Origin of the sequence: Nannocystis sp. (assembly GCF_016714285.1) — a bacterium.
Taxonomy (GTDB): Bacteria; Myxococcota_A; Polyangia; order Nannocystales; family Nannocystaceae; genus Nannocystis.
Genome location: NZ_JADJNN010000026.1, coordinates 14437 through 40107, shown reverse-complemented (window position 1 = coordinate 40107; position 25671 = coordinate 14437). Strand labels below are relative to the sequence as shown.

The 25671-nt window shown below is 71.6% G+C and carries 16 protein-coding genes and 2 pseudogenes; 4 read left to right on the top strand and 14 right to left on the bottom strand.

Translation table 11 applies throughout. The features are described from left to right. Positions 1 to 177 precede the first annotated feature (177 nt). On the top strand, positions 178 to 2295 hold the full coding sequence (locus IPJ59_RS30595) for a DUF4215 domain-containing protein (RefSeq protein WP_293274541.1): 2118 nt from the start codon (positions 178 to 180) through the stop codon (positions 2293 to 2295). Between the two features lie 81 nt (positions 2296 to 2376). Here the strand turns inward: IPJ59_RS30595 and IPJ59_RS30590 are convergent, their stop codons facing one another. Together IPJ59_RS30590 and IPJ59_RS30585 are read right to left on the bottom strand one after the other, a co-directional pair. Then, the gene (locus IPJ59_RS30590; RefSeq protein ID WP_293274540.1) at positions 2377 to 3870 is read right to left on the bottom strand and encodes a hypothetical protein; all 1494 of its coding nucleotides are present in this window, start codon (positions 3868 to 3870) and stop codon (positions 2377 to 2379) included. A 127-nt stretch (positions 3871 to 3997) separates the two neighbouring features. Continuing rightward, the gene (locus IPJ59_RS30585; RefSeq protein ID WP_293274538.1) at positions 3998 to 5194 is read right to left on the bottom strand and encodes an aspartyl protease family protein; all 1197 of its coding nucleotides are present in this window, start codon (positions 5192 to 5194) and stop codon (positions 3998 to 4000) included. A gap of 95 nt (positions 5195 to 5289) precedes the next feature. Between IPJ59_RS30585 and IPJ59_RS30580 the strand changes: the two genes are divergently transcribed. Both IPJ59_RS30580 and IPJ59_RS30575 read left to right on the top strand, forming a co-directional pair. Next, on the top strand, positions 5290 to 8418 hold the full coding sequence (locus IPJ59_RS30580) for a serine/threonine-protein kinase (RefSeq protein ID WP_293274537.1): 3129 nt from the start codon (positions 5290 to 5292) through the stop codon (positions 8416 to 8418). Positions 8419 to 8431: 13 nt separating this feature from the next. Continuing rightward, positions 8432 to 8863, top strand: coding sequence for a hypothetical protein (locus tag IPJ59_RS30575; protein ID WP_293274536.1), 432 nt, complete (start codon positions 8432 to 8434; stop codon positions 8861 to 8863). 49 nt (positions 8864 to 8912) lie between these two features. Here the strand turns inward: IPJ59_RS30575 and IPJ59_RS30570 are convergent, their stop codons facing one another. From IPJ59_RS30570 to IPJ59_RS30555, 5 genes and pseudogenes are all read right to left on the bottom strand, one after another. Then, positions 8913 to 9677 (bottom strand): coiled-coil domain-containing protein, encoded by a 765-nt coding sequence (locus tag IPJ59_RS30570; protein ID WP_293274535.1) that lies wholly within the window; start codon positions 9675 to 9677, stop codon positions 8913 to 8915. 172 nt (positions 9678 to 9849) lie between these two features. Then, a pseudogene (locus tag IPJ59_RS38310) lies at positions 9850 to 11639 on the bottom strand (phosphoenolpyruvate carboxykinase (GTP)). A 1035-nt stretch (positions 11640 to 12674) separates the two neighbouring features. Beyond that, a pseudogene (locus tag IPJ59_RS38305) lies at positions 12675 to 13496 on the bottom strand (serine/threonine-protein kinase); the annotation flags it as partial. 192 nt (positions 13497 to 13688) lie between these two features. Continuing rightward, complete coding sequence (locus tag IPJ59_RS30560; RefSeq protein WP_293274533.1) at positions 13689 to 15083, bottom strand: hypothetical protein; 1395 nt, start codon at positions 15081 to 15083, stop codon at positions 13689 to 13691. A gap of 14 nt (positions 15084 to 15097) precedes the next feature. Next, positions 15098 to 16537: a hypothetical protein gene (locus IPJ59_RS30555; protein WP_293274531.1), complete on the bottom strand. Its 1440-nt coding sequence runs from the start codon at positions 16535 to 16537 to the stop codon at positions 15098 to 15100. Between the two features lie 208 nt (positions 16538 to 16745). On the opposite strand from IPJ59_RS30555, the gene IPJ59_RS30550 reads away from it, so the two are divergent. After that, the gene (locus tag IPJ59_RS30550; protein ID WP_293274529.1) at positions 16746 to 17636 is read left to right on the top strand and encodes a hypothetical protein; all 891 of its coding nucleotides are present in this window, start codon (positions 16746 to 16748) and stop codon (positions 17634 to 17636) included. Positions 17637 to 17664: 28 nt separating this feature from the next. Here the strand turns inward: IPJ59_RS30550 and IPJ59_RS30545 are convergent, their stop codons facing one another. The 7 genes from IPJ59_RS30545 to IPJ59_RS30515 all read right to left on the bottom strand — a co-directional run bounded on the left by IPJ59_RS30545 (position 17665) and on the right by IPJ59_RS30515 (position 25653). Next, complete coding sequence (locus IPJ59_RS30545) at positions 17665 to 18546, bottom strand: hypothetical protein (RefSeq protein ID WP_293274527.1); 882 nt, start codon at positions 18544 to 18546, stop codon at positions 17665 to 17667. An 88-nt stretch (positions 18547 to 18634) separates the two neighbouring features. Then, positions 18635 to 19777 (bottom strand): hypothetical protein, encoded by a 1143-nt coding sequence (locus IPJ59_RS30540; RefSeq protein WP_293274525.1) that lies wholly within the window; start codon positions 19775 to 19777, stop codon positions 18635 to 18637. Between the two features lie 47 nt (positions 19778 to 19824). Then, complete coding sequence (locus IPJ59_RS30535; protein ID WP_293274523.1) at positions 19825 to 20280, bottom strand: hypothetical protein; 456 nt, start codon at positions 20278 to 20280, stop codon at positions 19825 to 19827. Between the two features lie 112 nt (positions 20281 to 20392). Then, positions 20393 to 22039 (bottom strand): fibrinogen-like YCDxxxxGGGW domain-containing protein, encoded by a 1647-nt coding sequence (locus IPJ59_RS30530; protein ID WP_293274521.1) that lies wholly within the window; start codon positions 22037 to 22039, stop codon positions 20393 to 20395. An 84-nt stretch (positions 22040 to 22123) separates the two neighbouring features. Then, positions 22124 to 23641 carry a Vgb family protein gene (locus IPJ59_RS30525; protein WP_293274519.1) on the bottom strand — a complete coding sequence of 506 codons (1518 nt, stop codon included), beginning with the start codon at positions 23639 to 23641 and terminating at the stop codon, positions 22124 to 22126. A gap of 504 nt (positions 23642 to 24145) precedes the next feature. Next, a complete protein-coding gene (locus IPJ59_RS30520; RefSeq protein WP_293274517.1) occupies positions 24146 to 25039 on the bottom strand; it encodes a pyridoxamine 5'-phosphate oxidase family protein in 894 nt (297 codons plus the stop codon). Then, positions 25036 to 25653, bottom strand: a complete 618-nt coding sequence (locus tag IPJ59_RS30515) for a glutathione S-transferase family protein (RefSeq protein WP_293274515.1) — start codon at positions 25651 to 25653, stop codon at positions 25036 to 25038. The genes IPJ59_RS30520 and IPJ59_RS30515 overlap by 4 nt, the downstream gene beginning before the upstream one ends. Positions 25654 to 25671 lie beyond the last annotated feature (18 nt).

The window sequence follows — 25671 nt, the reverse complement described above, 5'->3', positions numbered from 1 at the left end:
TCGGGCGCTCGCCAGAGCGCGGAGCGGTCCGGGGACTATATGTATATCGCGGCCGCGCGACCCGGCGCCCTGCGGCCCGCGGGCCTGCATGCATCGCCGCGCGTCGGACAGGCGTGCGCCGATATGCGGCCCGCCGGCTTGCCGCCAAGCGCATCGTGATCTGTGTAGCATGTCTCAATGCACATTCGAATGTATAGGAAACTCGCGTTTGCGGCGGCGGTGACCCTCGTCGCGGGCTGCGGCGGCGATGACGGCGGGACCACAGGGAGCACCACCGCGGGGACAGAGGCCATGTCGACCGGTCAAGCGGGGACCACGGGGGACGCGACGACGCTGGCGTCGACCACCGGCGACGCGACCATGCCGACGACCGACGCTCCGTCGACCAGCGGCGACCCGAGCTCGACAGGCGGTGAGTCTACCGATGCGAGCACCGGCGGCGCCGGGGTCTGCGGCGACGGCGAGGTCCAGCCCGGCGAGGACTGCGACGACGGCAACGCCGAGAATACCGATGCCTGCGTCGACGGGTGCAAGGCGGCCGCCTGTGGCGACGGCTTCGTCCAGGACGGCATCGAGGTCTGTGACGACGGCAACGCCACCAACGAGGATATCTGCCTCGACACCTGCGTCCAGGCGAGCTGCGGCGACGGCTTCGTCGGGCCGGGCGAGGCCTGCGACGACGGCAACCAGGAGGACGGCGACGCGTGCACCAACAGCTGCGCGCTGCCCTCCTGCGGCGACGGCAAGGTCCAGCAGGCCGAGGAGTGCGACGACGGCAACCAGGTCGACAGCGACGCGTGCCTGAACACCTGCCTGATCGCGGTGTGCGGCGACAACACGGTCCAGGACGGCGTCGAGGCCTGCGACGACGCCAACGACATCGAGACGGACGAGTGCCTGGCGACCTGCGAGCTGGCGAAGTGCGGCGACGGCTTCGTCCAGGACGGCGTCGACGCCTGCGACGACGGCAACGCCAGCAACACCGACGAGTGCACCAACGCCTGCGAGCCCGCGAGCTGCGGCGACGGCTTCGTCCAGGCCGGCGTCGAGGTCTGCGACGACGGCAACATGGTCCCCCAGGACGGCTGCGAGAACGACTGCACCGAGAGCCTCGGGGCGGTGATGGTCGTCAACGGCTGGTACCATTCCTGCGCGCTCGACACGAAGGGCGAGGTCCACTGCTGGGGCCGCAACAACTTCGGCCAGCTCGGCCAGGGCAACCTCGTCCAGATCGGCGACGACGAGCTCCCGAACACCATCCCGGCGGTCGACCTCGGCGCCAAGGCGCTGAGCCTGGTCGCCGGCGAGGCCCACACCTGCGCGCTCGTTGAGAACGGCAAGGTGCGCTGCTGGGGCCGCGGGACCTTCGGGCAGCTCGGCCTCGCGAGCGCCCAGAACATCGGCGACAACGAGCAGCCGTGGTCGGTCAGCGATGTCCCGCTCGGCGGGCCGGTTCAGGCGATCGCCGCCGGCCAGAACCACAACTGCGCGCTGTTCGGCAGCGGCAAGGTCCGCTGTTGGGGCGCCGGGGTCAATGGTTCGCTCGGCTACGGCAACATCAACAACATCGGCGACACGGAGACCCCGGCGTCGGCCGGCGACGTGATGGTCGGTGGCGTCGTCAAGCAGATCGTCGCCGGTGAGAGCTTCACCTGCGCCCTCCTCGACGACGGCAAGATCCGCTGCTGGGGCCTGGGGACCAGCGGGACCCTCGGCTATGGCGACACGGTCACGATCGGAGACGACGAGGTCCCGAGCTCGGTCGGGGCCGTGCCGCTCGGGCAGAACGCGAAGCTGATCGCCGCTGGACGCCGTCACGTCTGCGTGATCGCGGCCGACGACAACGTGCACTGCTGGGGCCTCGGCAGCAACGGTCAGCTCGGCTACGGCAACACCGCGTCGATCGGCGACAACGAGACCCCGAGCGTGGTCGGCTTCGTCAGCCTGCTCGGCGTCAAGCCGGTCGCCCTGGCCCTCGGCTACGCGTCGACCTGCGTGCAGCTCGAGACGGGCAAGGTCCGGTGTTGGGGCAACTCCACCTACGGCCAGCTCGGCCTCGGCGACATCAACCAGATCGGCGACAACGAGGCGCCGTCGACCGTCGGTACGATCGACATCGGCGTCAACGTCACCCAGATCAGCGCGGCCTGGAATCAGGCCTGCGCCCGTGGCACGGACTACAGCGTGCGCTGCTGGGGTCGCAACGAGTACGGTCAGCTCGGCCACGGCGACCTCCTCAACATCGGCGACGACGAGCTGCCCTCGTCGGCGAGCCCGGTGATGTTCCTGCCGTGATGGAGGGGCGGGGGCTCGCGTGTCGCCGCGAGCCCTGAAGGCGATCGAGACGCGAGCACGCGGCGCACGGAGGCCGCGTGCTCAGTCGTCCTCGGCCCCGGCGGCGATCCAGGCGCGGACCTTGTTGACGAGGGCGGCGTCGAGGAGGAAGGGGGCGTTCTTCGGCATGTGCGAGGCGCCGTCGGGGTCGCAGCGCGACAGCAGGTGGACGAGCCAGCTGCCGTCGGGGTCGCCGGGGGCGACCAGCGGGAGCGGGCTGCCGAGGGCGGCGTGGCCGAGGAGCTGGGCGTGGAGGTCGGCGGCGCCGAGGTCGAGGCCGGCCGCCGCGGCCGCGCCGTGGCAGGCGGAGAAGCTGCAGCTGGGGGCGAAGATGGTGTCGCGGATGCTGGTGAGGGTGGCCGGAGTGGCCGCGGGCAGGGCAGGGTCGACGTCGCGACACGCCGGCGCCGGCGGCAGCTCGGCGTCGGCGGGGTCCTGTGGCGGCACGTAAAAGCCGGCGCGGCGCTCGGCCGCGCTGGGCAGGCTCTGATTGGCCTTGCGGGGCGTGGCGGCGGTCAGACAAGTGCCCTCATAGCGGCGGATGTCGTCCTTGACCTCGACGAGGTGGTTGTAGGCGTCGACGGACGATCCGAGCACCGCGTCGGCCTCGACGAGCGCCAAAAGTACGCACATTTCGCCGTCGCCGTTGCCCCAGCCGACGGTCTCGTTGCGCCAATTATCGTAGCCGCAGGTGAAGCGCAGGCCGGTCGCGCCGGGCAGGTGCAGCGGCGGGTCGAAGGCCTTGCCGTTGCCCTCGCCGTTGAAGCCGGTCATGCGAAACACCGACTCGCCGTCGCGCTCGCCGCCGATGACCGAGACGTCGAAGTAATTGCCGAGGTAGTGGTAATGCGGGAGGATGTAATGGAGGCGGAGGTCGAGCGGCTGGAGGCTGACGAGGCCGTGGGCGACGCTGAGGTCGCAGACGCCGGTGAATCGTGACTCGCGCTCGCCGGGGATGGCGAGGTCGTGGTACTGCATCGTCATCGGCGTGACGATGGTGTCGACGTTGGAGGGGTGGATGAGCTCGAGGGTCAGCCACAGGCCGGAGCTCGCGTCGCGCGGGGAGCTGTTGAGGGTGTGGAGCAGGCCGACGATCTTGTGGCGCGGGGGGATCTTGATCACCGCGCCGTCGGCCAGGCGCTGGGCCTCGTCGTAGCTCTGGGTCGACTGGGCGAACAACACGGTGCCCTGCTGGGCCGCGCTGATCTCCTCGAAGTCGCGGTCCAGGCAGCTCCAGTAGCCGTCGGGGCCGGGGTAGGCGTCCTCGGGGACGACGATCCAGTTGGAGTGGTGGAACGAGCCCTGGTTGGCGAGGCGCACCGATTGAACGTAGAGCGCGGCCTCGTTGTCCAGGCGCCACGAGACGCAGCGCTGGGCGTCGTCGCTGAGGGCGGGCAGGGCGAGCTGGCCGAATGCGTGGGTGATCGTTCGGGTCCCCGGGATGACGTCGAAGGGCTCCTCCGGTGGCAGGCAGGCCGGGGCGAGCGCGAGGGTATAGAGGAGCGCCGCGGCGGGGCTCGAGCGGGAGGTCGTCATCGCGGAAGCCACGATCGCACAGGCCGCGGTGGCGGACGCGGGCGCGGATGTGGAGAAGCACACGGCGGTCGGCGCCAGACAGCGGCGAGCCGGGGCCCGCGTGAGCGCGGGGGCTGGCGGCGCAGGACTACGACGGCTGTGGCAGCAGCTGGCGGCGCTTCAGCGCGACCTCCTGGACCTCGGGTCCGCGGGCGAGGCCCAGCCGCACCGCCTCGCGCTTGTTGAGGTCGCGGATCGCCAGGCAGCGGGCTTGTGGAGCCATCGTCGCCAGCGCCTCACCGTCGATGCTCACGACCCGATCGCCCCAGCGCACGCCGGCCTCGCTGGCGGGGGAGCCCTCGATCAGCCAGTACACCCGCGGCTCGTCGCTCGGGTCGATGGCGAGGCCGAAGGAGTCGATGCCCTTGCGGAGCGGCGTGTCGTTCGGCCACAGGGTGATCTTCCGGGCCTCGCGATCGACGCGCAGGACGAAGCTGCGCAGGACGCCGAGGCCGATCGTGGTGCTGCCGGCGCCGCCGACGGTCGAGACGCCGGTGAGATCGAGGCCGCCGATCGGCGGACCGGACCAGGCGAAGAGCCGTCGCTTGACCGGGCGGGCCGTGCGCCCGTGGACGCCGCCCGCGACGGTCGTGAGCGCGAGCGAGGCGCCGGGGTCCAGGCGCCGCACCACGGAGCGCGTGGCGGTGATCGTCATCGGCGACCCGGTGTCGACCCACACCGGCTGCGGCAGGAAGGTGGTGACGACCGGCGGCAGCAGGACGTTGTAGCTCGGCGGATAGGAGCTGGTGGTGAGCCCGCCCGGGCGCGCGCCGAGGCGCTCGGTCGAGGCCGCGAGCCGGACCACGCCGCCGCCGACGTCGACCTCGAGCGCGCCGCGCAGCACGTTGTTGCCGATCACGGCGCCGATGCGCTTGCACTCCGCGTCGCCGAGGCTGTCGAGATCGAGGACGACCATGCCGACGTCCAGCACCGGCACGCCGCCGAGCGTGAGCGATGGGACGCGCACGACCGGCGCCGACGCCCGCTTGCCCTCGAAGTCGATCACCGGCGCGGTGCCGACCGTCGCCAGCCCGAGCGTGGCGGCGAGGTCGTCGTCGAGGACCGACATCGACGCGCCGGTGTCGATCAGCGCCGAACGCGGCTCGGCGCCGAACTTCACCTCGGCGACCAGGTAGCGGTCGGCGGTCACGGGGATCTCGATCAGGTAGTCGTCACCCGGCAGCGTGGCCTCGCTGATCACGGGGCTGATCCCGCGGGAGAAGCAGCCCATGAGCGGGATGCAGGCGAGGGCGGCGAGGTGGCGGGCGAGCATGCGAGCGACCATGCGACCGGCATACGCCGAATGGGCCGCCCGATCCAGGCTCCGCGGGTCGCCGGATCTGCCGCGTCGCTCGCCGCGGTCGGACCATTGCTGCGAGCGTGCGGCCTCGGTACGATGCCTGCTGGGTCATCTGCGTGGGTGGTATCGGTCGATCAGGCGAGGACGAGGACGCGCCGCCGGCGACCGAGCCGGCGCCAGGGCGCGCGCTGCTCGACACGGGCAGCCTGACGATGTCCGAATTTTCGGCGGCGGCCGGAGCCGCCGCGAGCGCGTCGCTGCGGGGCGCGCCGGTCGTGACGACGCTCTGCCGCGGCGACGTGGTCGGGCGCTATGTGATCATCACGCAGATCGGGCAGGGCGGGATGGGGGTGGTGTACGCGGCCTACGACCCGGAGCTCGACCGCCGCGTGGCCTTGAAGCTGCTGCTCCCGGGTGAGGACGGCGAGGCGCCGCTCGAGGCGCGGACCCGGCTGCTGCGCGAGGCGCAGGCGCTGGCCCAGCTGTCGCATCCGGCGGTGGTGGCGATCCACGACGTCGGCACGCTCGGGCGCCAGGTGTGGCTGGCGATGGAGTTCATCGCGGGCGAGACGCTCACGGTGTGGCTCGGCGCGCGGCCGCGGGCCTGGCCGGAGGTGCTGGCGATGTTCCGCAGCGCCGGCGAGGGGCTGGCCGCGGCCCACGCGGCGGGGCTGGTGCACCGCGACTTCAAGCCCGACAACGTGATGGTCGGCGCCGACGGGCGCGTGCGCGTGATGGACTTCGGGCTGGCGCGCGGGCGGGCGACGGACTCGGGGGCGTCGATGATCGCGATGCGCCCGGCGATGACGACGCTGAGCGTCGAGGTGACGCAGGCGGGCAAGCTGATCGGGACGCCGTCGTACATGGCGCCGGAGCAGTGGCTCGGGGCCGCGGCGGACGCCCGCGCGGACCAGTTCGCGTTCTGCGTCGCGCTGTGGCAGGGGCTCTACGGCGAGCGACCCTACGCCGGCGAGACGCTGCACGAGCTGGTCCTCGACGTCACCACCGGCAAGCGCCGCGAGCCGCGACCCGGCGTGCGCGTGCCAGCGTGGCTGCGCCGGGTCGTGCTGCGCGGGCTGGCGACCGAGCCGGAGCAGCGCTGGCCGACGATGGCGGCGCTGCTGTCGGCGCTGCAGAGCGGGGCGGGTCGACGGCGACGGAGCTTCGCGATCGCGGGGGTGCTGGCGCTGGGCGTGCTCGCCGGCGCGGGCGTGGGGGCGCGGGCGTGGCAGCGGGCCCGCGTCGCCGAGGTGTGCGCGGCGGAGGGGGCGAGCATCCGCGGGCTGTGGGACGAGGCGACGCGGACGCGGCTCCGCGACGCGCTGGCGGCCGCGGACGCGGGCCACGCGGCGACCCAGGCGCTGCGATCGCTGGACCAGTTCGCGGAGGCGTGGGCCGGGGCGCGGGCGCTGGCCTGCCGCCGCGTGCTGCTCACCGGCGACTGGGACAGCGACACCTCGGAGCGGGCGCAGGGCTGCCTGCAGGCGGCTCGCTGGTCGCTCGAGGCGGTCCTGGCCAACCTCGCGGACAGCGACCCGCGCGGGGCCCTGCGGGTCACGCAGGCGGCGGCGAAGCTGCCGGCGCTGGCGCCCTGCCTCGACCTTCGCGAGCTGGCGCTGCGCCCCCAGACGCCGCGCGACCGCTCGGCGCAGGCGGAGCTGGCGGGGATCGAGCGCCTGCTCGAGCGGGCCGTGTCGTTGCACGCGGCGGGGCGGATCGGCGACGCCTGGAAGCTGGTGCGGGCCCTGCTGCCGCGGGCCGACGCGCTCGGCTGGGGCCCGCTGGCGGCGCGGGTGCGGCTGGTGGCCGGACCGCTGGCGGTCGTCGCGGGCGAGCCGGCGCTGGCCGAGACGCTGCTCGAGGAGGCCCTGCTGCTGGCGATGCGGGCCGGTGAGGCGGGGCTGCAAGCCGAGGCCCTGGTCGCGCTGACGCGGGTGGTGGGCGACACGCTGGCGCGGCCGGAGGACGGGCTGCGCTGGGCCCGGCAGGCGGAGGCGGAGGTCCTGCACCTCGGCGCGACGGAGGGGCTGCTGGGGGCGGCGCAGCGGGCCAGCGTGGGTGACGTGCAGGTTCGCCGTCTGGCGCTGCCGGAGGCCGAGCAGGCCTACGCCGAGGCGCTGGCGATCCGCGAGCGCGAGCTGGGGCCGATGCATCCAGAGGTGGCGACCTCACTGCTGAGCGTGGCCACCGTGAAGCTGCGCCGCGGCGAGGTCGAGGCGGCCCGTCGCATGGCCGAGCGCAGCCTGGCGATCCGCCGCGAGACGCTCGGCCCGGAGCACCCCGATGTCGGGGCGGCGCTGGCCTTCCTCGGCACCTGCTACCACGCGACCGGCGACTTCGCGGCGGCGCAGCGGTTGCTCGAGCAGGCGATCGCGCTGCGGACCCGGGCCTTCGGGGCGGACGCCCCACTGCTGGCGAACAACTACAACAACCTGGCCGTGATGCTCGAGACGCAGGGGGACTACATCGCGGCGCAGCGGCTGTACGAGCGGGCGCTGGCGATCAATGAGGCGACGCTGCCGCCCGATCACCCGGACATCGCGTCCAGGGCACGTAACCTGGCGACCGTGTATTTGCAGCGCGGCGCGTTCGCGGCGGCGCAGCGGTTGTACGAGCGGGCGCTGGCGATCCGCGAGCGGCAACTCGGGTCGGAGAGCAAGGAGGTGGCCTTCATCCTCAACGGCATGGGCGTCGCGTACAAGGGGCAGGGCGCGTACCCGGAGGCGCTGCGGATGTACACGCGGGCGCTGCAGATCCGCGAGCTGCGGCTCGGGCCCGATCACCCGGAGGTGGCCGACACGCTCAACAACCTCGCGGGGGTGCAGCAGGACCGCGGCGACCTCGACGAGGCGGAGCGGCTGCAGCGGCGGGTGCTGGCGATCTACGAGCGCACGCTGCCGGCGGAGCACTCCGAGTTCGGCTATCCGCTGCTCGGGCTCGGCGAGCTGGCGCTGAAGCGCGGGCGGGCGGCCGAGGCGGTTGCGTGGCTCGAGCGGGCGCTGCGGGCCAGCAAGGGCGAGGGCGTCGCGGTGAGCCTGGTCGGCGCGGTGCGCTTCGCGCTGGCGCGGGCGCTGTGGGCGGAGGGCCGCGATCGCGGGCGGGCCGCGGCGCTGGCCCGCGAGGCGATCGCGGTGTATCGCGCGGCGCCAGGCACCCACACCCGCGAGCAGGCCGAGGTCGAGGCGTGGCTGCGCCAGCACGAGCGGTGATAAGGTGGCATCAATGCGGGTGGGGCTGGCGGGCGTGCTGATGGCGATGTTGTGCGGCTGCGGGGTGAGCAGCTCGATCGACGGGATGCTGGCGGCCGAGGTAGACGCGCCCGCGACGAAGTGGACGATGACGCCGACGCGCTGCGTGTCGGGCGAGCACGCGGGCTTCTTCGGGGTCGATCTGATCGCGGGCGACGACGAGGACACGCTGGTGCGGGTGCTGCAGGACCCGAAGGACGGCTACTCGTTCGGCACCAACATCCCGGGGACCGAGCAGGCGCTGTTCATCGACGCGTCCGCGGGCTGCGAGCTGTTCGATGTGGCGCTCGCGCGCGAGAGCTCGCGCGTCAACAACTACTGGAACGTGACTGGGCACGCGCTGATCGACTGCTCGCTGCGGGAGCTCGAGCTGCACGTCGATATCAGCTTCTCGGGCTGCCACTAAACGGGGCGAGTCACCGCGGGCGAGTCCGCGGGCGAGTCACTGGGGGCGATCAGGGGCGGCGGCGCAGGAGCAGGCCGAGGCCGACGGCCGCGGCGCCGCCGATCGCCCCGATCAGGCCGCGGCCGCGCTGGCGACGCTCGGCGGCCGCGGTGGCGTCGCGCTGCTCGTCGAGCTGCTTGCGCGTGGCGGCGTGGGCGTTGACCTCGTCCTGCAGCTGGCGCTTGAGCAGGGTGAGGCGGTCGCCGAGGACGCCGAGCTCGCGGGTCAGCGACTCGACGCGCTGACCGGCCTCGAGGGCGGCGCTCTGGTCGGCGGCGGCGCGCTGCTGCAGCGCGGCGTACTCGCTCTGGAGCTTGCGCAGCAGCTCCCTGGCCTCGACGTGGGCCGCGCGTTCGCCGGCCAACTCGGCGGCGCCGCTGCGGTGCGTCGACTCGAGCTCGGCGAGCCGCTCCTGCACGGCGCGGTGGGCCGCCTGCTCGGCGACGTGGTCGCGGCGGGCGGCCTGGAGGTCGCGGGCGGCCTGGTCGGCGCGGCTGGTCTGGCGGGTGACCTCGCGGCGCCGCTCGGCGAGCTCGGCGTCGAGGGCGGCGACGCGGCTCTGCAGGAGGTCGTGGGCCTGGCCGCGGTGGGCGTGGGCCTGGACCTCGGTGTCGTGCTGCTTGCGCAGGTCGGCGAGCTCGCGGCGCAGGCCGTCGCGCTCGTGGGCGACGTGCTCGCCGTGCTCGCGCTGCTGGTCGAGGTCGCGGAGGGCGTCGTCGAGGCGGCGCTGAAGTTCGCCGATGGGGTCGTCGGGGGTCGCGTCGTCGCTGTGCATGCGGCCGGGATTGTCGCGCTAAACGTCGGCGCTGTGCACGGGGAGGTGGGGCGGCTTCGCCCGCGGGCCGACCTGGGCCGACGGGGGCGATGCGCAGCTCGTCGCCTCACGCGCGAGCCCACCCGGGTCGATCGCCGACCCAGAGCCGAACCGGAGCCGATGCTCTCAGCGGCTACGTGGTCGGCAGGCCGTTGAGGCGGGCGAGCAGCAGCTCGCGCCACAGCAGCAGCGAGCGCGGGATGCGTTCGCCGAACTGGGCGAAGAACTCCTTCTGCGACTCGAGCTCCTGGCGCCACTCGTTGTAGTCGACGCGGGTGGCGTGGTCGACGTCGTCCTCGCTGGCCTGGAGGCCCTGGAGGTCGAGGTCGCCGACGCGGGGGACCCAGCCGACGACGGTCTCCATGGTGCCGACGCGGCCGCGGGCGCGATCGACGATCCATTTGAGCACGCGCATGTTCTCGCCGAAGCCGGGCCACAGGAACTTGCCGCCCTCGCCCTGGCGGAACCAGTTGACCATGAAGATCTTGGGCGGGAGCGTCAGCTTGTGCTGCATGCGCAGCCAGTGCTGGAAGTAGTCGCCCATGTTGTATCCGCAGAAGGGCAGCATGGCCATCGGGTCGCGGCGGACCACGCCGACCTTGCCGGTCGCGGCGGCGGTGGTCTCGGAGCCGAGGGTCGCGCCGAGGTAGACGCCGTGCCCCCAGTTGAACGACTGCAGCACGAGCGGCACGGTGGTGGCCCGCCGACCGCCGAAGATGATCGCGGAGATGGGCACGCCCTGGGGGTCGTCGGCGTACTTGGAGAGGCTGGGGTTGTTGCGCGCGGGGGCGGTGAAGCGGGAGTTCGGGTGGGCGGCCTTCTCGCTCGAGCCCTTGAACCACGGCCGGCCCTGCCAGTCGATGAGCTCGTCGGGGACCTCGCCGTCCATGCCTTCCCACCACACGTCACCGTCGAGCGTGCGCGCCACGTTGGTGAAGATGGTGTCGCGCGAGACGGTGGGCATCGCGTTGGGGTTGGACTTCATGCTGGTGCCGGGGGCGACCCGAAGTAGCCGTTCTCGGGGTTGATGGCCCACAGGCGGCCGTCCTCGCCGACGCGCATCCAGGCGATGTCGTCGCCGACGGTCCAGATCTTCCAGCCGTTGAAGCGCCTGGGCGGGATCAGCATCGCGAAGTTGGTCTTGCCGCAGGCGGAGGGGAAGGCGGCGGCGACGTAGGTGGTCTCGCCCTCGGGCGACTCGACGCCGAGGATGAGCATGTGCTCGGCCATCCAGCCCTCGTTGCGGCCGAGGTAGCTGCCGATGCGCAGCGCCAGGCACTTCTTGCCGAGCAGCACGTTGCCGCCGTAGCCGCTGCCGATCGACCAGATCGTGTTGTCCTGCGGGAAGTGGCAGATGTAGCGGCGCTCGGGGTTGCAGTCGAGGGTGCTGTGCAGGCCGCGGTTGAAGTCGTTGGCGCCGCCGAGCATGTCGAGGGCCGGCTTGCCCATGCGGGTCATGATCCGCATGTTGAGCGCGACGTAGATGCTGTCGGTCAGCTCGACGCCGATCTTCGCCATCTTGCTGCCGAGCGGGCCCATGACGTAGGGGATCACGTACATCGTGCGGCCGACCATGCTGCCGGCGAACAGCGGGGTCAGCTTCGCGTAGGCGTCGGCCGGCGCCATCCAGTTGTTGGTCGGGCCGGCGTCGTCCTTCGTCTCGGTGCAGATGAAGGTGAGGTTCTCGACGCGGGCGACGTCGTTGGGGTTGCTGCGGTGGTAGTAGCAGCCGGGGCGCTTGTCCTGATTGAGCTCGATGAGCACGCCCTCGGCGACCGCCTGCGCGGTGAAGTGCGCGCGCTCCTCCTCGCTGCCGTCGCACCACACGATGCGCTCGGGCCGGGTCAGCGCGGCCATCTCGCTGACCCACTGCAGGAGGTGCGGGTTGTCGGTCGGGGGCTTGGAAGCGGGTGCGGTCGACATGCGCGGCAACCTTATCGCGGCTGTCCAGGCCGGGCGCGGGGGGCGGCGCGGCGACACGCGACAAGGCGCACGCCGCAGGCGCGGCGGAACATCGGTCGACTCACAGATCGTGGGCAGATCGCGGGCCGAGCGTGGGCCATCGCTCGCCATCGGCTGGGGCCGCGGCGACCTGGGCCTCGGGCGCTCAGAGGTCGATGTTGCGGAGGAGGACCCCGCCCGGGGCGAACTTGGTGGCCTTGATCGCCCGCTCGACGCACTCGCCGAGCGCACCGGTGTCGCCCTCGACCTTGGCGTTCCGGACGTCGCCGCTGCTGAGGACCGCGTACTTGACGTGCAGCTTGGCCGGGCCGCCGGGGTGCTTCTTGCGGCAGGCGGTCGCCGCCTTGCGGATCGCCTTGAGCGGGTCCTGGACCCGCGGGGCCGGTCCTTGGTCTCGGGCTTGCGCGGCGGGTCGGCGACGGGCTCGGGCGGGTCGGTGATCGGCGGGTCCGGGATCTTGGTCGGCGGGATCGGGTCGGGTGGGGGCGTGACCGGCTCTTGCGGGGGCGTCGTGGGGGGCGGAGCGACGGCGACGATCGGCGTGGGCTCGACTCGCGGGTGCCGCTGGTTGTCGCCGGCGCCGGTGAACAGGAACACGAGCACGACGGCCAGCGCGGCGACGGTGAGCCCGACGAGGATGAAGGGCGCCATGCTGCGCGCGGGTCGGGGCCGTGGGGCGGCGGGCTCGTGATCGAAGTGGATCTCGAGGGTGGAGGCGGGGGTCAGCGGCTTGGCCGGCGGGGTCGCGTGCAGGGTGCGGGCGACGCCCAGCTCGGAGCCCACCTGGGAGGTGGTCGGGGCGCTCGCGCCGACGAAGAGGGGGCCGGGGTTCTGCTGCGGGGCGGGGCGCAGCGAGAGCTCCTGCGAGGCGCTCAGGTTGGCAGCGGCGGCCGCGGCCGCGGCGGCGTTGGAGCGGCCGGTGACGGGGCGGGCCAGCGAGCCCTGGGTGTCGGGCGGGAGCAGGTCGTGGATCACCTGGATGACGGCGTCCATGCTCTGCACGCGCTGCTCGGGCGACTTGGCGAGCATGTGGGCGATGAGCTCCTGGAGATCGTCGGGGATGTCGAGCTCCGGGTTGACCTGGCGCAGCGTCGGCGGGGCGACGTTGCAGTGCTGCATGGCGACCTGGATGGCCTCGCCGACGAAGGGCATGCGGCCGGCGACGGCCTCGAAGAACAGGACGCCGAGCGAGTAGACGTCGGTGCGGTGGTCGAGCTCCTGGGCGAGGATCTGCTCCGGCGACATGTAATAGGGCGTGCCGATCGCGGCGCCGGTGCTGGTGAGGGCGGCGCCGTCGCGCGACTTGACGATGCCGAAGTCGAGCAGCTTGACCTGCTCGCGGCCGTCGCGGCGCCTGCTGAGGAAGATGTTGGAGGGCTTGAGGTCGCGGTGGATGAGCCCGGCCGCGTGCACGCTGCTCATCGCGGCGGCGACCTGGGCCATCCACTGGCAGATCTGCTGCCAGCCGAGAGGGCGGCGCGCGCGGTCCAGCAGGCGGGTCTCGAGGTCCTCGCCGGCGAGCAACTCCATGGCGAAGAACACGACCTCGCTGGTCTCCTCGCCGAGGTGGTAGATGTCGACGACGTTCTCGTGCTCGATCTGGGCGATGGCCTGGGCCTCGCGCAGGAAGCGGTCGCGGCAGCCGACGTCGGCCGAGAGCTCGGGGAGCAGGACCTTGAGCGCGCAGCGCCGCTTGAGCCGCAGCTCCTCGGCGACGTAGACCCGACCCATGCCGCCCTCACCGAGCAACCGCTCGACGAGGAAGCGACCCTCGAGAGTGGCGCCGACGAGGGGGTCTTGGTGGGCCTCCTGAACCATCGCGAGGACTAACTACACCACGACTGCGACTTGTGCACATGCGTAAAGCCTCGTCTGCTGGAGCGATCCGGTGCGGATGAGGCCGCTGCTGGGGGACATGGTTTGCGCGAAATTGCTCAGTTTTTGCGATATCCGGGCTGTTGACTCGCGGTCGAGCGGCATGAGCCTGGGCTGCGAGAACGTGGCCCGCTTCTACTGCTTCGAGCAGCCGCTCGGGGGTTGATGGGCCGTGATCACGTGCGCCGTGAAGCGCGCGGCGAGGTCGCAGAGCTGCGCCAGGGTCGTCGGCTCGATGCCCAGGGCCGCGAGCGTGCCGGCGTTGCACAGCGGCAGCAGGTGGTCGTTGCGCTGGCCCGTGGCGCCCGCGGAGACGCTCGCGGTGTTGAGCAGCGCCCGTCGGTCGGGGCGCTCGCGGTCGAGGCGCTGGCCCGAGACCTTGCAGAGCGCGGGGAAGCTACGGATCCGGTCGCGGTGGCGATACACCACGATGCGCAGCTCGTGGCGATGGCCGGCGAATTTGTGGGTACTGTCGCGGACCGTGAGGCCGTCGATGAATGTGCAGATCGCGTAGGGGAACACCTGGCGCGGGACGTCGGGGCCCTGGGCGCGTGCGGTCCGCTCGCGGGCCTCGGCGATGGACGCGTCGAGCTTCGGCAGGACGGCGGATTCGTCGCTGTTCGGGAAGAAGAACTCGATCCCCTTGGCCGCGCCGCTGGCGTGCGGCTTGATCACCGTCCCTCGCCCCTGCGCCCGGGCGTCGCGCACGCGGGCGACCAGCTCGTCGCGGCTCCAGGCGCTGGTAAATTCGATCGGTCCGGCGGGCAGATCGCGGGGCTGCGCGGCCAGGAAGGCGTTGTAATGTTCGTAGGTTGCGACCTTGCTGGCGCTGACCCGATAGATCTCATTGATGGCGTGGAAGCTGTCCGGCTGCAGGGCGTCGCCCAGGTCGTCGCGGATATGTTGGCAGAACTGGTCGCGCATCACGCCGTGGATCGGGCGGCCCGCGAGGGTCAGTCGCCCGTCGCGCGTAGCGAGCTGGTCGCGCAGCTCGTCGGGGAAGCCCAGGATCACCGCCGGGGCGCCGGGATCGGCGTCGTCCAGGCGCGCGCACAGGGCCAGGCGGGCGGCGCCGAAGCGCCGCGCGAGGCCCTCGGCGAGCGCCTGGCCGGCCAGGACGCGCTCGTGGATCAGGCCGCGATTCGTGGGTCGGCTGAGCGGACAGAGGACCCACGGGGCCGGGTCGGCGCCGGGCAGGGCCCAGGCGGCGTGGCCGAGCTCGCCGAGGATCGCGGCCTGGACGGGCTCGGGCAGGTTGGTCAGACCGCCCATCCCGGTGCCGTTGAGCTCGAGCATTGCGAACGCGGTCTGCCCGGCATGTGTATATGGCATGAAGTCGACGCAACCATAATAAAATGTATGGCGGTTGTCGGGGGCGATGGGGATGCCGCCGCTCGCGGCGGGGTCGAGGATTGCCGGCGGCAAGAGCCCGAGCTCCTGGGCGTCGCGGACGTGGGCGCGGTCCTCGAGCGCCGCGGTGAACAGCGCCGAGGTCTGGACCAGCGTCGGGACCGAGAGGCGTGTCAGCATGGCCAGGGGTCCTTTTAGGCCTGCAGGGCGGCGGCGAGGCGTGGATCGGGGTTGAGCGCGGCGAAGCCTGCGTGGTCGAAGCTGCCGTCGGCGCGGAGCAGGCGGGCCGCCATGCGGTCGATGGCGAGCACGGCGAGCACGGTCTGGAGATAGGCGTCGACGAGCTCGTCGAGGCCGAGGCCGAGCGCGTCGAAGTGGGCGTGGTCGACGGGCAGCAGGCGCTCGGTCTCCTGCCGCCACGAGCCGTCGGGGGCACGCACGGAGAGGTTGGTCAGCAGCACCTGGCGCGAGGCGACGCCGTCGAGGCTGGCGCGCAGGGGTCGACGGGCGCGTCGGGCGTACAGCGCCGCGGGCGAGAAGCCCTGCGGGCCGGCGCTGACGACGAAGCGGAGGTCGGCGACGTGGACCTCGCCGCGGGCGCAGGGCACGGTGCCGACGTGGTGGAGCCGCGGGGCGGCGCGCGAGTCCCACGCGGCGTGGCCGACCAGGGCCTGCACGACGAAGCGGGCGCCGGGCTCGGCGAGGCGCATGAATGCATCGAGTTCGCCGGGCCCGACGACGGTGAAGATGCCCTGGCCCGCGTTCGAATAGGGGGTCTTGATCACGGCGGCGCCGCCGAGCCCTGCCACCATTGCCCGCACCTCGGCGAGCGGCACCAGGGGGAGGGTCTCCGGGGTCTCGATGCGCAGTCCGGTGGTTGCGACCTCGGCGTTGAGGTCGGCGTAGGCGCGGGCGGCGAGGGCCTTGTTGCGGCCCCCGGCCAGGCACGCGAGCACCGGGTTGTAGATGACGGTCGCGGTGACCGGCGGGAGCCGGGTCCACGGTTGTTGCGTGAGATAGCGAAGCGCCGCGCGCACGGGTCGCCAGCCCGCCGGTCCGCGCACGTGCAGCACGCCCCCGGCGTGGACTCGCAGCGGCGGGTCGCGGTCGGCCTCGGCGACGGGCACGAGCAGCACGCGCTCGCCGGTCGCGTCGGCCAGCGCGGCGGCGTAGCCGGAGCACTCCATCGCGTTCTTGTCGTAGACGACCGCGAGCTCGCCGTCGATCGGGCTCGCCGCGGCGCACGGCAGGAAGGAGCCCTCGATCAGGCGGCGGTAACCGCAGCTCGGCTGCTCGCTCGCGCCGCGGGGCATCGACTTCTGACCGGAGGGGCTGGAGTTTGTCTCGAGCACGACGAGGTGGCGGCGCCCGTCCTCGGTGGCGACGTTGAACAGGTCGGCGCCGGCCCAGTGGAAGTGGCGCGGCACGGTCGCCAGCACGCGAGCCACGGCGCCAGGGTTCGCCTCGGGGTGGCGCCTGGCGTGGTGCGCCGCGACCTGTCCGTGGTCCATGGCGAGGAAGCGCTCGACCAGCGGGTGCACGCGGGCGCCGAGGACTTGCGGGTAGTAGTGGCGCACGGCCTCGAAGCTGCCGGGACCGACCAGCAGGACCTCGCGCCCGGGCTGCGGTGTCACGTCAGGGCGCACGGGGCTCGCGGTGGGAGGTGGTGCTCGCGATCGCTGGGCGCGGGGTGTCGTCCGAGCGCTGGGAGCGGGTCGAGCATGACGGTGCAGGGTATCGCGGGCGGGCCTGCCGGTGGCGTGGCGATCGACGCCGAGGCGGCGAAGGGGCTGGCCCTCTGTCGGCCCGCGGGGGTATCCTGCCGGACAGTCACGAAAGACCATGCACGCCGTCGGCCCCGCGCTCGTCACCGCCTTTGCCCTGATCGCCGCGCCTGTGCAGGCCGCCCCGGCGCGCGGGAAGGCCGAGAAGACGGCGCCGGCGCCCGATCCGGCGCTGATGGCCCAGTTCGAGGTGGGCTTCACGGAGGGTCAGGCGCTGCTCGACAGCGGCGACCTGCTGGGCGCGGCGCGGCGGTGGATCACGGCGGCCGATCTGCTGCCGGAGACGACGGTCAATCGCGACCAGCGGGCGGGCATCTACGAGTACATCGTCGATGCGTTTTTGCGTGGGATCCAGGACGGCGGCAACCTGAAGGATCTGCGCGAGGCGTCGGCGGCGATCGACGCGTACTGCGTGGGCTACACGCGGGCGTATGGCACGGAGACGCCGCTCAATCCCAAGGTGTCGGCGGCGCGGATGGAGCTCAAGTCGCGGCTGCAGGAGGCGGAGGAGCGGGCCGCGCGGACGCCGGTCGTCACGCCGAAGCCGGTGGAGGGGCCCGAGCCCGGCGGCCCCGCGCCGATGCCGATGCCGGAGGCCACGGGCAAGCCGTGGAAGCCGCTGGTGATCACGGGGGCCATCTTGACCGGGCTCGGGGGGCTGGCGATCGGGGCCTCGGTGTTCGGCGGAGTCTCGGGGATCAAGCTGACTAGCGACTACAACTCGACCTGCGTGAAGGGTGAGATGTCGACGACCTGCGACGACCTGCTGACGCGCGGGCAGGCGGCGAACGGGCTGGCGGTCTCGGGGGCGGTGCTCGGGGTGTTGATGCTTGGCGCCGGGGTGCCGCTGCTGGTGATCGGGCTCAAGCGCAAGAAGGCCGGGAAGCAGGCGGTGCAGCCGCTGCTCGGGCCGGGCTTCGTCGGCGCCGGGCTGCGCGGGGCGTTCTGAGCCGGCGCGTCACGCCGATGGCGGACGGCTACGGCCTGGGCGCGAGGCGGAAGGGCTTCCCGTCGCGCGTCTCGGCGAGGCGGACGAGCTCGGCAGCGGTCGCGTTGGTGGGTAGCTCGATGGTCTCGGCCGCGGGGTCCTGCGCGAGCGGGAGCACGAGCTGACGCCGGGTCGGCTCGGTCTTGCCGCTCATCGACCACACCACGGAGAACAGGGTGTCGACGTCGACGCCGTCGCAGCCGCACTTCTCGAGCGCGGCGGGCAGGCCGTCGAAGAGGACCTTGCTGCGCTGGTCGGAGCTCGTGGCCGCGACAGCGTCGAAGGTCTCGCGGATCGCCGCGCAGCTGCCGATCGCGGGCTTGAGCAATTCGGCGAGGGCGTACGCTCGCTGATCGGCCGGGACCTTGAGCGCCGCCTCGACCGCGGGCGGCATGGGCGGCGGGGCCGGCGGGGTGTCGCCCTCGAGGTTGGCGATCAGCAGGAGGCGCGTCGCGGGCGGCACCAGGGCGGCGAGCTCGACGATGGCCGACGCGGGGGCCCGCTGGTCGGCCACGAGCAACAGGCGCGGCTGCCAGGGCTTCCCCATGGACTCGCCGAGCTGATTCGCCTTGTCGAACTCATCCGTCAAGGGCACGTTCACGGCGGCGACCGTGGCGAATGCTTCGTTGTTGAAGTTGAATGTGCCGTCCGCGTGGACGAAGAGCGGGAGCCCGTCGTCGACCGCGGCGCCGCGCGCAGACACCGGGAGCTGCATGCCAGCCGGGGTGTTGATGACGAGCATCTCGCCGGGGCCCTGGGCGAACAGGGCTCGCATTGTTGCGACCTTGGCGACGCAGGCCTGCTTCGCCGCTGAATTGCAGGCGGCGGTGAGGGCGAGGAGACCGGCGAGGATGAGCGCAGGACGGAGCATCGTGCCAGGGTACCCGATTCCGGGCCCGCGAGAGGGCGCCCGGCGGAGCGTCTGCGCGCCTCTTCTCGGGCCGATCCGCGATTCGGGCCTACTGGGGAATGCTGCAGAAATTCGCCGGCGACAGATAGCCGAGGATATTGGCCCACAGCTCCTTGATCTGCGGGATGTTCTTCCATTCGGAGTCGAACTCGATCCACTCGTCGCCCCAGATGAACAGCTTGCCGTCCTTGCGCACCTGCGCCACCGCCACGGGGCCGGCGGGCAGCGTCGCCACGATCGTGTTCTGGCCGATGCCGTCGTCGACCAGGTCGATATAGAAGCCGCCGAGGAAGGTCACCGAGGTGATGCCCATCGACACCGGATGCGGCACCCACTGGGTCACCGGCCCGCTGATGATGCCCTTGCTGTTGTTGTAGGTGAGGCCCATTGGCGTGATGAGGGAATTGGGGTAGGTGACGTCCGGCGGTTGGCCGGTGTAGCCGGTCATCGACATCAGGCCGCCGCCCGCGAGGACCCAGTCCTGCATCACGGTCGCCTCGCCGGCAGCGTAGCTGCGGACCAGGCGGTCGAGGATGATGATGTCGTACTTGTCGACGAGCGCCGGCGTCAGCGGGGTGTTGTCGAGCTGGATGCGGTCGACCTGGGTGCCCTGCGCCTCGAGCCAGGTCTCGAACTCGGCCGCCGGGTTCGAGCCCTTGTTGCCGAACAGGGCGATGTCGAGGCAGTCGCAGATGCCGTCGCCGGCGATGTCGAGGTCGTCGACGATGCCGTTGCAGTCGTCGTCGAGGTCGTTGCACACCTCCGCGATCGGGACGCAGGGCTCGCCGGTGCTCGAGTCGCCGCCGCTGCTGCTGCCGCCGGTCGTGTCATCGATCGCGCCGGTGCTGCCGGCTGTGGTGCTGCTGTCCGTGCCCGGGCCGCTGGTCGCGGCGGTGTCGGTCTGGCCGGTCTCGCCGGTGCCGCTGACGCTCGGGTCCTGGGTCGTGCTCGGCTCCGTCGTCGGTCCGGCGCTGGTCGGGGCCGTGGTCATGCCGTCGGTGATCGAGCCGCTCGCGCCGGTGGTCGGGGTGCTCGTGGTCGCGTCACCGCTGGCGCCGGTGGTCGAGCTGTTGCTCGCGCTGCCGGTCTCGGTTTGGCCGCCCGTGCCCTCGCCGGGGCTGCCGCAGGCGGGGACGAGCAAGCAGAGCGCGACGACTGGCGCCGCGAGGGGGGAGACCAGGCAAGTTTTCATGGGCCGATGGTAGCGGGAAAAGCTGCGGCCGCGCGGCCGCTCGGGAGTCAGGCCTTCGGGCACGGGACAGCGAGCGGGGGCGTGCGCGCTGGTGGATGCTTGTTGGGCCTGGGCCCCTTCGAGCTCTGCGGCCCCCTCGCGGGGCCCCGCTTGACGTATCCGGGCATGTCGCGCTCGTGGCGAAACAACGAACACGAGTCACCGCCGAGCGGACCCTGGACCGCGGCGCTGAGCGACAGGCTGATCGCAGATCCGTCGCTGTCTCGCGGGCACGGGTACGCGGCCTTCACCGCGGGGCAATGCGGCACCCCCCACCGCTTGCAGTCCGCGAGGCGGGTGAAGCACTGATCGCCAGCGCGGGTGATCGTCCACGTCCGCGGCCCCGTGACGGGGGGCGTCTCGCTCGGTGGCAAGGGTCCGATGTTCACGACACAGCCCGGGGCCGCGATCAGCAGGATCAAGCGTGAGGCGGCGAACATTCGCCGAGCGGTCCTTGCGGCCATGGGCCCTCAGTGTCGATAAACTCGCCGGCCGAGGCAACCGGAAACCAACCTTTTCGTCGGCGGGTTGGGGGCTTTCGGGCGAGCCAGCGGTCGTGTGACACGGCGGCGGCGGTCAGCGCAGCATCAGCGAATAGTCGTAGGTGAGCCCGTTGGTCTGCGACCAGCTCGCCACGGCGCAGTTGGCGTTCGTGCAGGTGTTGGCCGCGGGCGCGAAGGTGTCGGTGCCGAAGTGCCCGTTGCCGCCGTAGCACGGCGCCCAGCCGGACTGGGCCTCCGACGCGGTCCGGAACGCCCCGCCGGTACACACCTTGCCGCTGCCGTAGTTGCCGTTGCAGCAGTAGTTCATGTCATGCCAGTTACCGAGGCCGCCGCCGACGTTGTCCGAGGGCGAGGCCTGCATCGACCCGATCCGATCGCCGTCGGGCGAGCCAGTCGAGCCGCTCGTGCACGAGCCTCCCGTCGTGACGCATCGGTTGGCGTACAGCGCCGTCGAGATCCGTACCAGCCGCTCGCCCGGCCAGACCCCGCCGATGCTATTGCCCTTGTCCGAGCCGATCAGGACGTTATCGCCGGCGTTGACGTGGGTGAGCATCGGCTCCTGGGTGATCTTGGTGAACGAGCGCCAGCCGATCGTCGTGCCCTCGTTGTGGATCATCAGCAGGATCTCCTTGGCGCCCGCGTAGTTCTTCCACCCGACGCTCACGTGATCGGCGGTGCGAGCGGTCGCGGCGACGCCGTGGCTCGTGCCGTCGGTCCACTTCGGGTTGCCCCACCACATCACGTGGCCGTCCGATGTGTCGAGGTTCAACACCAGCGTCCAGCCGCCGCCGTCGGTCGTCATGTCACAATAGGCGTCGAACGGCGGTTCGCCCGCGTCGCCGTCGGGATCGATCGTATAGACCCCCGACGCGGCCTCTGGCGCGGCGGCCTTGATCGCCGCGCAATTGGCGGAGATCGTGCATTTCCCGGCGTTGCAAAAGCCGCTCGCGCAGTCCGCCAGGACCACGCAGGCCGCGTCCACGCCGCAAGGGTCGCAGGCGCCGCCGCAGTCGACGTCGCTCTCGTCGCCGCTCTTGATCGCGTCGTCGCAGGCGGGCGCCATGCACAGCGAAGTGCATGCATTCGTATCGTCGGCGTCGCCGTCATCGCAGAGCTCGACCCCCGCCTGGACCTTCCCGTCGCCGCAGCTCGCGAGCGCGCAGCTCGAGAGGCACGCGTCGGTGTCATCCTTGTTGCCGTCGTCGCAGAGCTCACCCTCCTGGACGACCGCGTCGCCGCAGCTGGCCAGCGCGCACGCGTTCGAGCAGGCGTCGCCGTCATTGTCGTTGCCGTCGTCGCAGCCCTCACCCGGCCCGAGCAGGCCGTCGCCGCAGGCCGCGTTCTTGCAGGCCAGCGTGCACGCGCCGCTGTCGCTGTTCGCCGGCCCCGCGTCGCACTCCTCGCCCGCGTCGACGGCCCCGTCGCCGCAGATCGGCGGCATGGAGGTCTCGGACTCGTTCGTGGTCGTCTCGCCGTCGCCGGTGGTCGTGCTCGTCGGGCTGCTCGACGTGCCCGTGCTCGTCGAGGTGCCAGCGGTCGTCACTTCGCCGCTCGATGCACTCGCGTCGGTGGTCGAGCTGGTGGGCGCGGTCGCTGACGACGTGACGCTCGTCGAGATCGTCGTGCCGCCGCTGTCGCCGCTGTCGCCGCTGTCTCCGTTGCACGCCGCGATGATGAGCGCCGCCCACGAACAGACGAACTGGTATCTTCGGTCCAACATCATTCGAACCTCCAGGTCCACATGCGCGGGTTCATCCGGGTCCAAGCCGTGTGGTCGTCTTGGGCCGCGGCTCTGCTCGCTCGCTCATTGCGGGACGATCCCCGAGAGGCCGCTGCCGGTGAAGTCCGAGTATGTGTAGTGTACGTTGGCGACCGGCAGCAGCTTCTTCTCGAAGGTCATCGGGTCCATCTGCCAGGTCCAGCCGTTGTAGTCGATCATCCAGACCTTGCCCTTGCCGTCGAGCCCCACCCCGACCGGCGTGCCGCACTGCGTGAAGGTGTGGAAGTTCGTGATCGTCTCGTCCTCGCCGTCGATCTCCAGCAGCCCGCAGCCGAAGGGGCCGCCGTTGTTCGACACCCAGATCCTGCCCTTGTCGTCGGCGGCGACGCTGCGCCACAGGTTGCCCTGGGTGCCGGGGATCACCTTCCATAGCTCGGTCTTCGGGTCGAAGAACGACACTCCGCCGTGCCCGCCGAACCCGCCGTAGTTGGCGAACCACACCCGTCCGTCGGCGCCGATCGTGATCCCGTAGTGTGCGTCCGCGTCGGGCGAGTCCCAGCGCTTCACCTGCAGCGTCTTCACGTCGATCCTGATCGCCGCCTTGTTGGCCACGGCGCTGGTCCAGATGTTGCCATCCGGGTCCACCGCCGCGCCGTAGGGCGAGTAGCTGCCGTAGAGCGGGAAATCGATGATGTCGACCTTCTCCTCGATCGCGCCGGTGTAGCTGTTGAGCCGGGCCATCTGCGCCGACGCGGGCCCGACCATATAGCCGACCCAGACCTTCTCATTCTCGTACGCGCACGTGTCGATGTTCCAGTCCGGGATCCCGAAGGTCGTCGCCCGCGGCCCCCACTGGTGGTTGTTGATCGTCAGCTTCGTCGTCCACAGGATGCACTCATCCTGGTCGAACGGGAGCAGCTGCGCCTTGTCCTTCGAGGTCTGGATCACGTCGTCGTTGTTCTTGTCGACGCAGTCGACCTCGTTCGCCGCGATCTTCGTGATGCTCCCGGTGTCCCGGTTGGAGACCACCACGAACCGCCCATCCAGGCTCACGCTGGTCCGCGAGGGCGAGGCCGCCCCGCTCTGCACCGGGTCGGTGTAGTACCGGGCCATCTCGACCATCGTGTTGGTGTTGATCTTGGACACGCTGCCCTGGTCCGTGTTGGCGATCCAGAGGAAGCTGAATTGCTCCCCGACGCCGCCGGGCTCGCACGGCGGCTCGCCGGTGTCCGTCCCCGAGCTGGTGTCGGTGCTCGCGCCCGTGGTGCCCGACCCGGTGCTGCCATCGCTGACCGAAGCGCCCTGCGTGGTGTCGCCGGAGCTCGCTTCGCCGGTGGTCGCGCTGACGCCCGTCGTCGTCGCGCTCGCGGAGCCCGTCGCCTGCGAGTCGCTGCTCGAGTCGCCGGCCGTGGTCGACTGTGACACGGAGTCGCTGCCCGATCCGCCCTCGGTCGCGGCCGCCGTGGTCGGGGTCGCGGTCGTCGTGGGCGCGTCGGTCGCGTCGGTCGTGTCCGGCCCGCGGCCAGTCGAGCCGGCGCTGCCCGCCGAGCCTCCCGAGCTGTCCCCACACGCCGACAGGACGCACCAGGCGGTTATCGTCACCACATTAAGGCTTCTCGGCATTGTCATTTCCTCCCCGTCCCCACCACCGATATTTCGTCCCCGCGCAACGAGCTCTGCCCAGCGGTACCGAGTCGCAGCGGTTCGCCGTGCTCCAGTGGCACCCCGAACGCCGGATTGTACCGGGGCGCGCGCTCAAGGTCCATCGATTCGAGACGCCCAGGGTCGGCGCGCGGTCGCGGCCGGCCGCGAAGGGACGGCCGGCGACATGAGATGCCAGCATTGGGTCGTCGGCGCGGGCTCCACCGCGGGCGTCGGTTCCGGGCGGTCCTCTGTGCGATCGCGCCCGGTGCCACCCTGGGTACGTCCTCCGATCAGCCCGGTGCCATGCAGAACCGAGTCCGCCTTCGGCATGCACCTCCACGCCGCGACCACCGTCGACGGCCGAGGTCCGCAAGCAGCTCGAGCGAGTCTGCCGAACCATGTTGCGCCCGGGCGGCTGCGCGAGTTCGTCGAGCGCCATCCGCAGACCCGCGTCCATCTGGGTCACGAGCTGTGAACGTCGCGTCGAACGCAACGACGCGGTTGGAAGCTCCACGCCCGCTCGGCGCCGCGAAGGCTGGCGAGTCGGGCATCCCCGGCCTCGATCAGCTCGGCGTCGCCGCTGAGCTGGAGGCGCTCGCCGGTGTCGAAGTCGACGAAGAGCAGGCCGACCTTGGGTTGCACGAGTATGTTGCCCAGGGTGTTGAAGAAGCGGTTGCCGGCGTAGTCGGGGATGGTCAGCGAGCCGTTGGGCTCGACTTGCACGAACCCGATCGGGCCGCCGCGGTGCGACACATCGACTTGGGCGTCGACGTAGCTCGCGACGAAGAAGGTGTCGGCCGCTGCGATCTGAACCCGAGCTCGAGCGTCGAGTCCCGTGATGGTTTCGAAGGTCGCCGGCCGCGAATGCGTGGTGGCGACGAACTCGCGCGGATGGATGTACTTGGGGCAGTTGCCGAAGCTCTGCACGACCCCGACCTCGAAGCCTCGCTCGCTCGAGCCCGAGATCGTGCCGTTCATGCGATTGCGTCGGCGCGTGGGCGCTTCGATAGCGAGCAGCCCGATCGAGCGCTGGTCCGCGAGCCCCTCGCTCGCCGGGTCGCCGTGCGCAGCACGGGCGGCGATCGTCAGGGTGCGAGGATCCGGCGAGCGCATGAACCCGGGCGCGCCCGTCAGCAGCGTCGCCCAAGCGTCGCCCTGGTCGTCGACGCTGCCGACGACGGCGAAGTGCAGCTGCTCGAAGAATTCCCGGTGCTGATCGGGCATGAAGTCGCGGATGACTCGCGGTCCGAGCTCGGCCATCCGTTCGTCCACGCCGAGCCGCTGCTGCATCGCTCGCTCACCGGCGTGCCAGGGGCTCGGATGCTCGGGATGCTCGGGATGATCGGGGTGGGTCATGCGACGAGTCCCACGTGGGTCGACTGCATCGGCACAAAGCCCGGCAGGGCCTCGATCCGGGCCAGCCATGCTCGCACGTCCTCGTACTCGGCGAGCGAGACGTTGCCTTCGGGCGCGTGCGCGACGTAGCTGTAGCAGGCGACGTCGGCGAGGGTCGGGCGATCGCCGACCAGGAACTCGTGGTCATGCAGCTCGCGGTCGAGCAGGCGCAGGATCGCGTGGGCCCGCGGGACGATCTGGGCCGGGTCGTACTGCGCGCCAAAGACGGTGATCAGCCGAGCCATCGCTGGTCCATAGGCGATCGGACCGGCGGCGACCGAGAGCCAGCGCTGGACCGTGGCGGCGCCGACTGGATCCTCGGGCAGCCAATCGCTGGGTCCGAAGGTCTTGGCCAGGTAGATCAGGATCGCGTTGGAGTCGGCGATCACGGCGCCAGCGTGGCTGAGCACGGGGACCTGGCCAAAGGGGTTGAGCTGCAGGAACTCCGGCTGTTTGTGGGCGCCACGAGCCAGATCGACCTCGACGAGCTCGAGCTCGAGCCCGAACAAGCTGGCGAAAAGCCGGACGCGGTGGGAGTGGCCGGAGAGCGGGTGTACGCAGATTTTGATGGTCATGGCTGGTTTGGTGCGGGA

Coding starts and splice junctions, on each gene's coding strand:
- IPJ59_RS30515 (WP_293274515.1), bottom strand. CDS start 25,653: ATGACCATCAAAATCTGCGTACACCCGCTCTCCGGCCACTCCCACCGC.
- IPJ59_RS30585 (WP_293274538.1), bottom strand. CDS start 5,194: ATGGTCGCTCGCATGCTCGCCCGCCACCTCGCCGCCCTCGCCTGCATC.
- IPJ59_RS30570 (WP_293274535.1), bottom strand. CDS start 9,677: ATGCACAGCGACGACGCGACCCCCGACGACCCCATCGGCGAACTTCAG.
- IPJ59_RS30590 (WP_293274540.1), bottom strand. CDS start 3,870: ATGACGACCTCCCGCTCGAGCCCCGCCGCGGCGCTCCTCTATACCCTC.
- IPJ59_RS30545 (WP_293274527.1), bottom strand. CDS start 18,546: ATGCTCCGTCCTGCGCTCATCCTCGCCGGTCTCCTCGCCCTCACCGCC.
- IPJ59_RS30530 (WP_293274521.1), bottom strand. CDS start 22,039: ATGTTGGACCGAAGATACCAGTTCGTCTGTTCGTGGGCGGCGCTCATC.
- IPJ59_RS30575 (WP_293274536.1), top strand. CDS start 8,432: ATGCGGGTGGGGCTGGCGGGCGTGCTGATGGCGATGTTGTGCGGCTGC.
- IPJ59_RS30550 (WP_293274529.1), top strand. CDS start 16,746: ATGCACGCCGTCGGCCCCGCGCTCGTCACCGCCTTTGCCCTGATCGCC.
- IPJ59_RS30560 (WP_293274533.1), bottom strand. CDS start 15,083: ATGCTGACACGCCTCTCGGTCCCGACGCTGGTCCAGACCTCGGCGCTG.
- IPJ59_RS30595 (WP_293274541.1), top strand. CDS start 178: ATGCACATTCGAATGTATAGGAAACTCGCGTTTGCGGCGGCGGTGACC.
- IPJ59_RS30540 (WP_293274525.1), bottom strand. CDS start 19,777: ATGAAAACTTGCCTGGTCTCCCCCCTCGCGGCGCCAGTCGTCGCGCTC.
- IPJ59_RS30520 (WP_293274517.1), bottom strand. CDS start 25,039: ATGACCCACCCCGATCATCCCGAGCATCCCGAGCATCCGAGCCCCTGG.
- IPJ59_RS30535 (WP_293274523.1), bottom strand. CDS start 20,280: ATGGCCGCAAGGACCGCTCGGCGAATGTTCGCCGCCTCACGCTTGATC.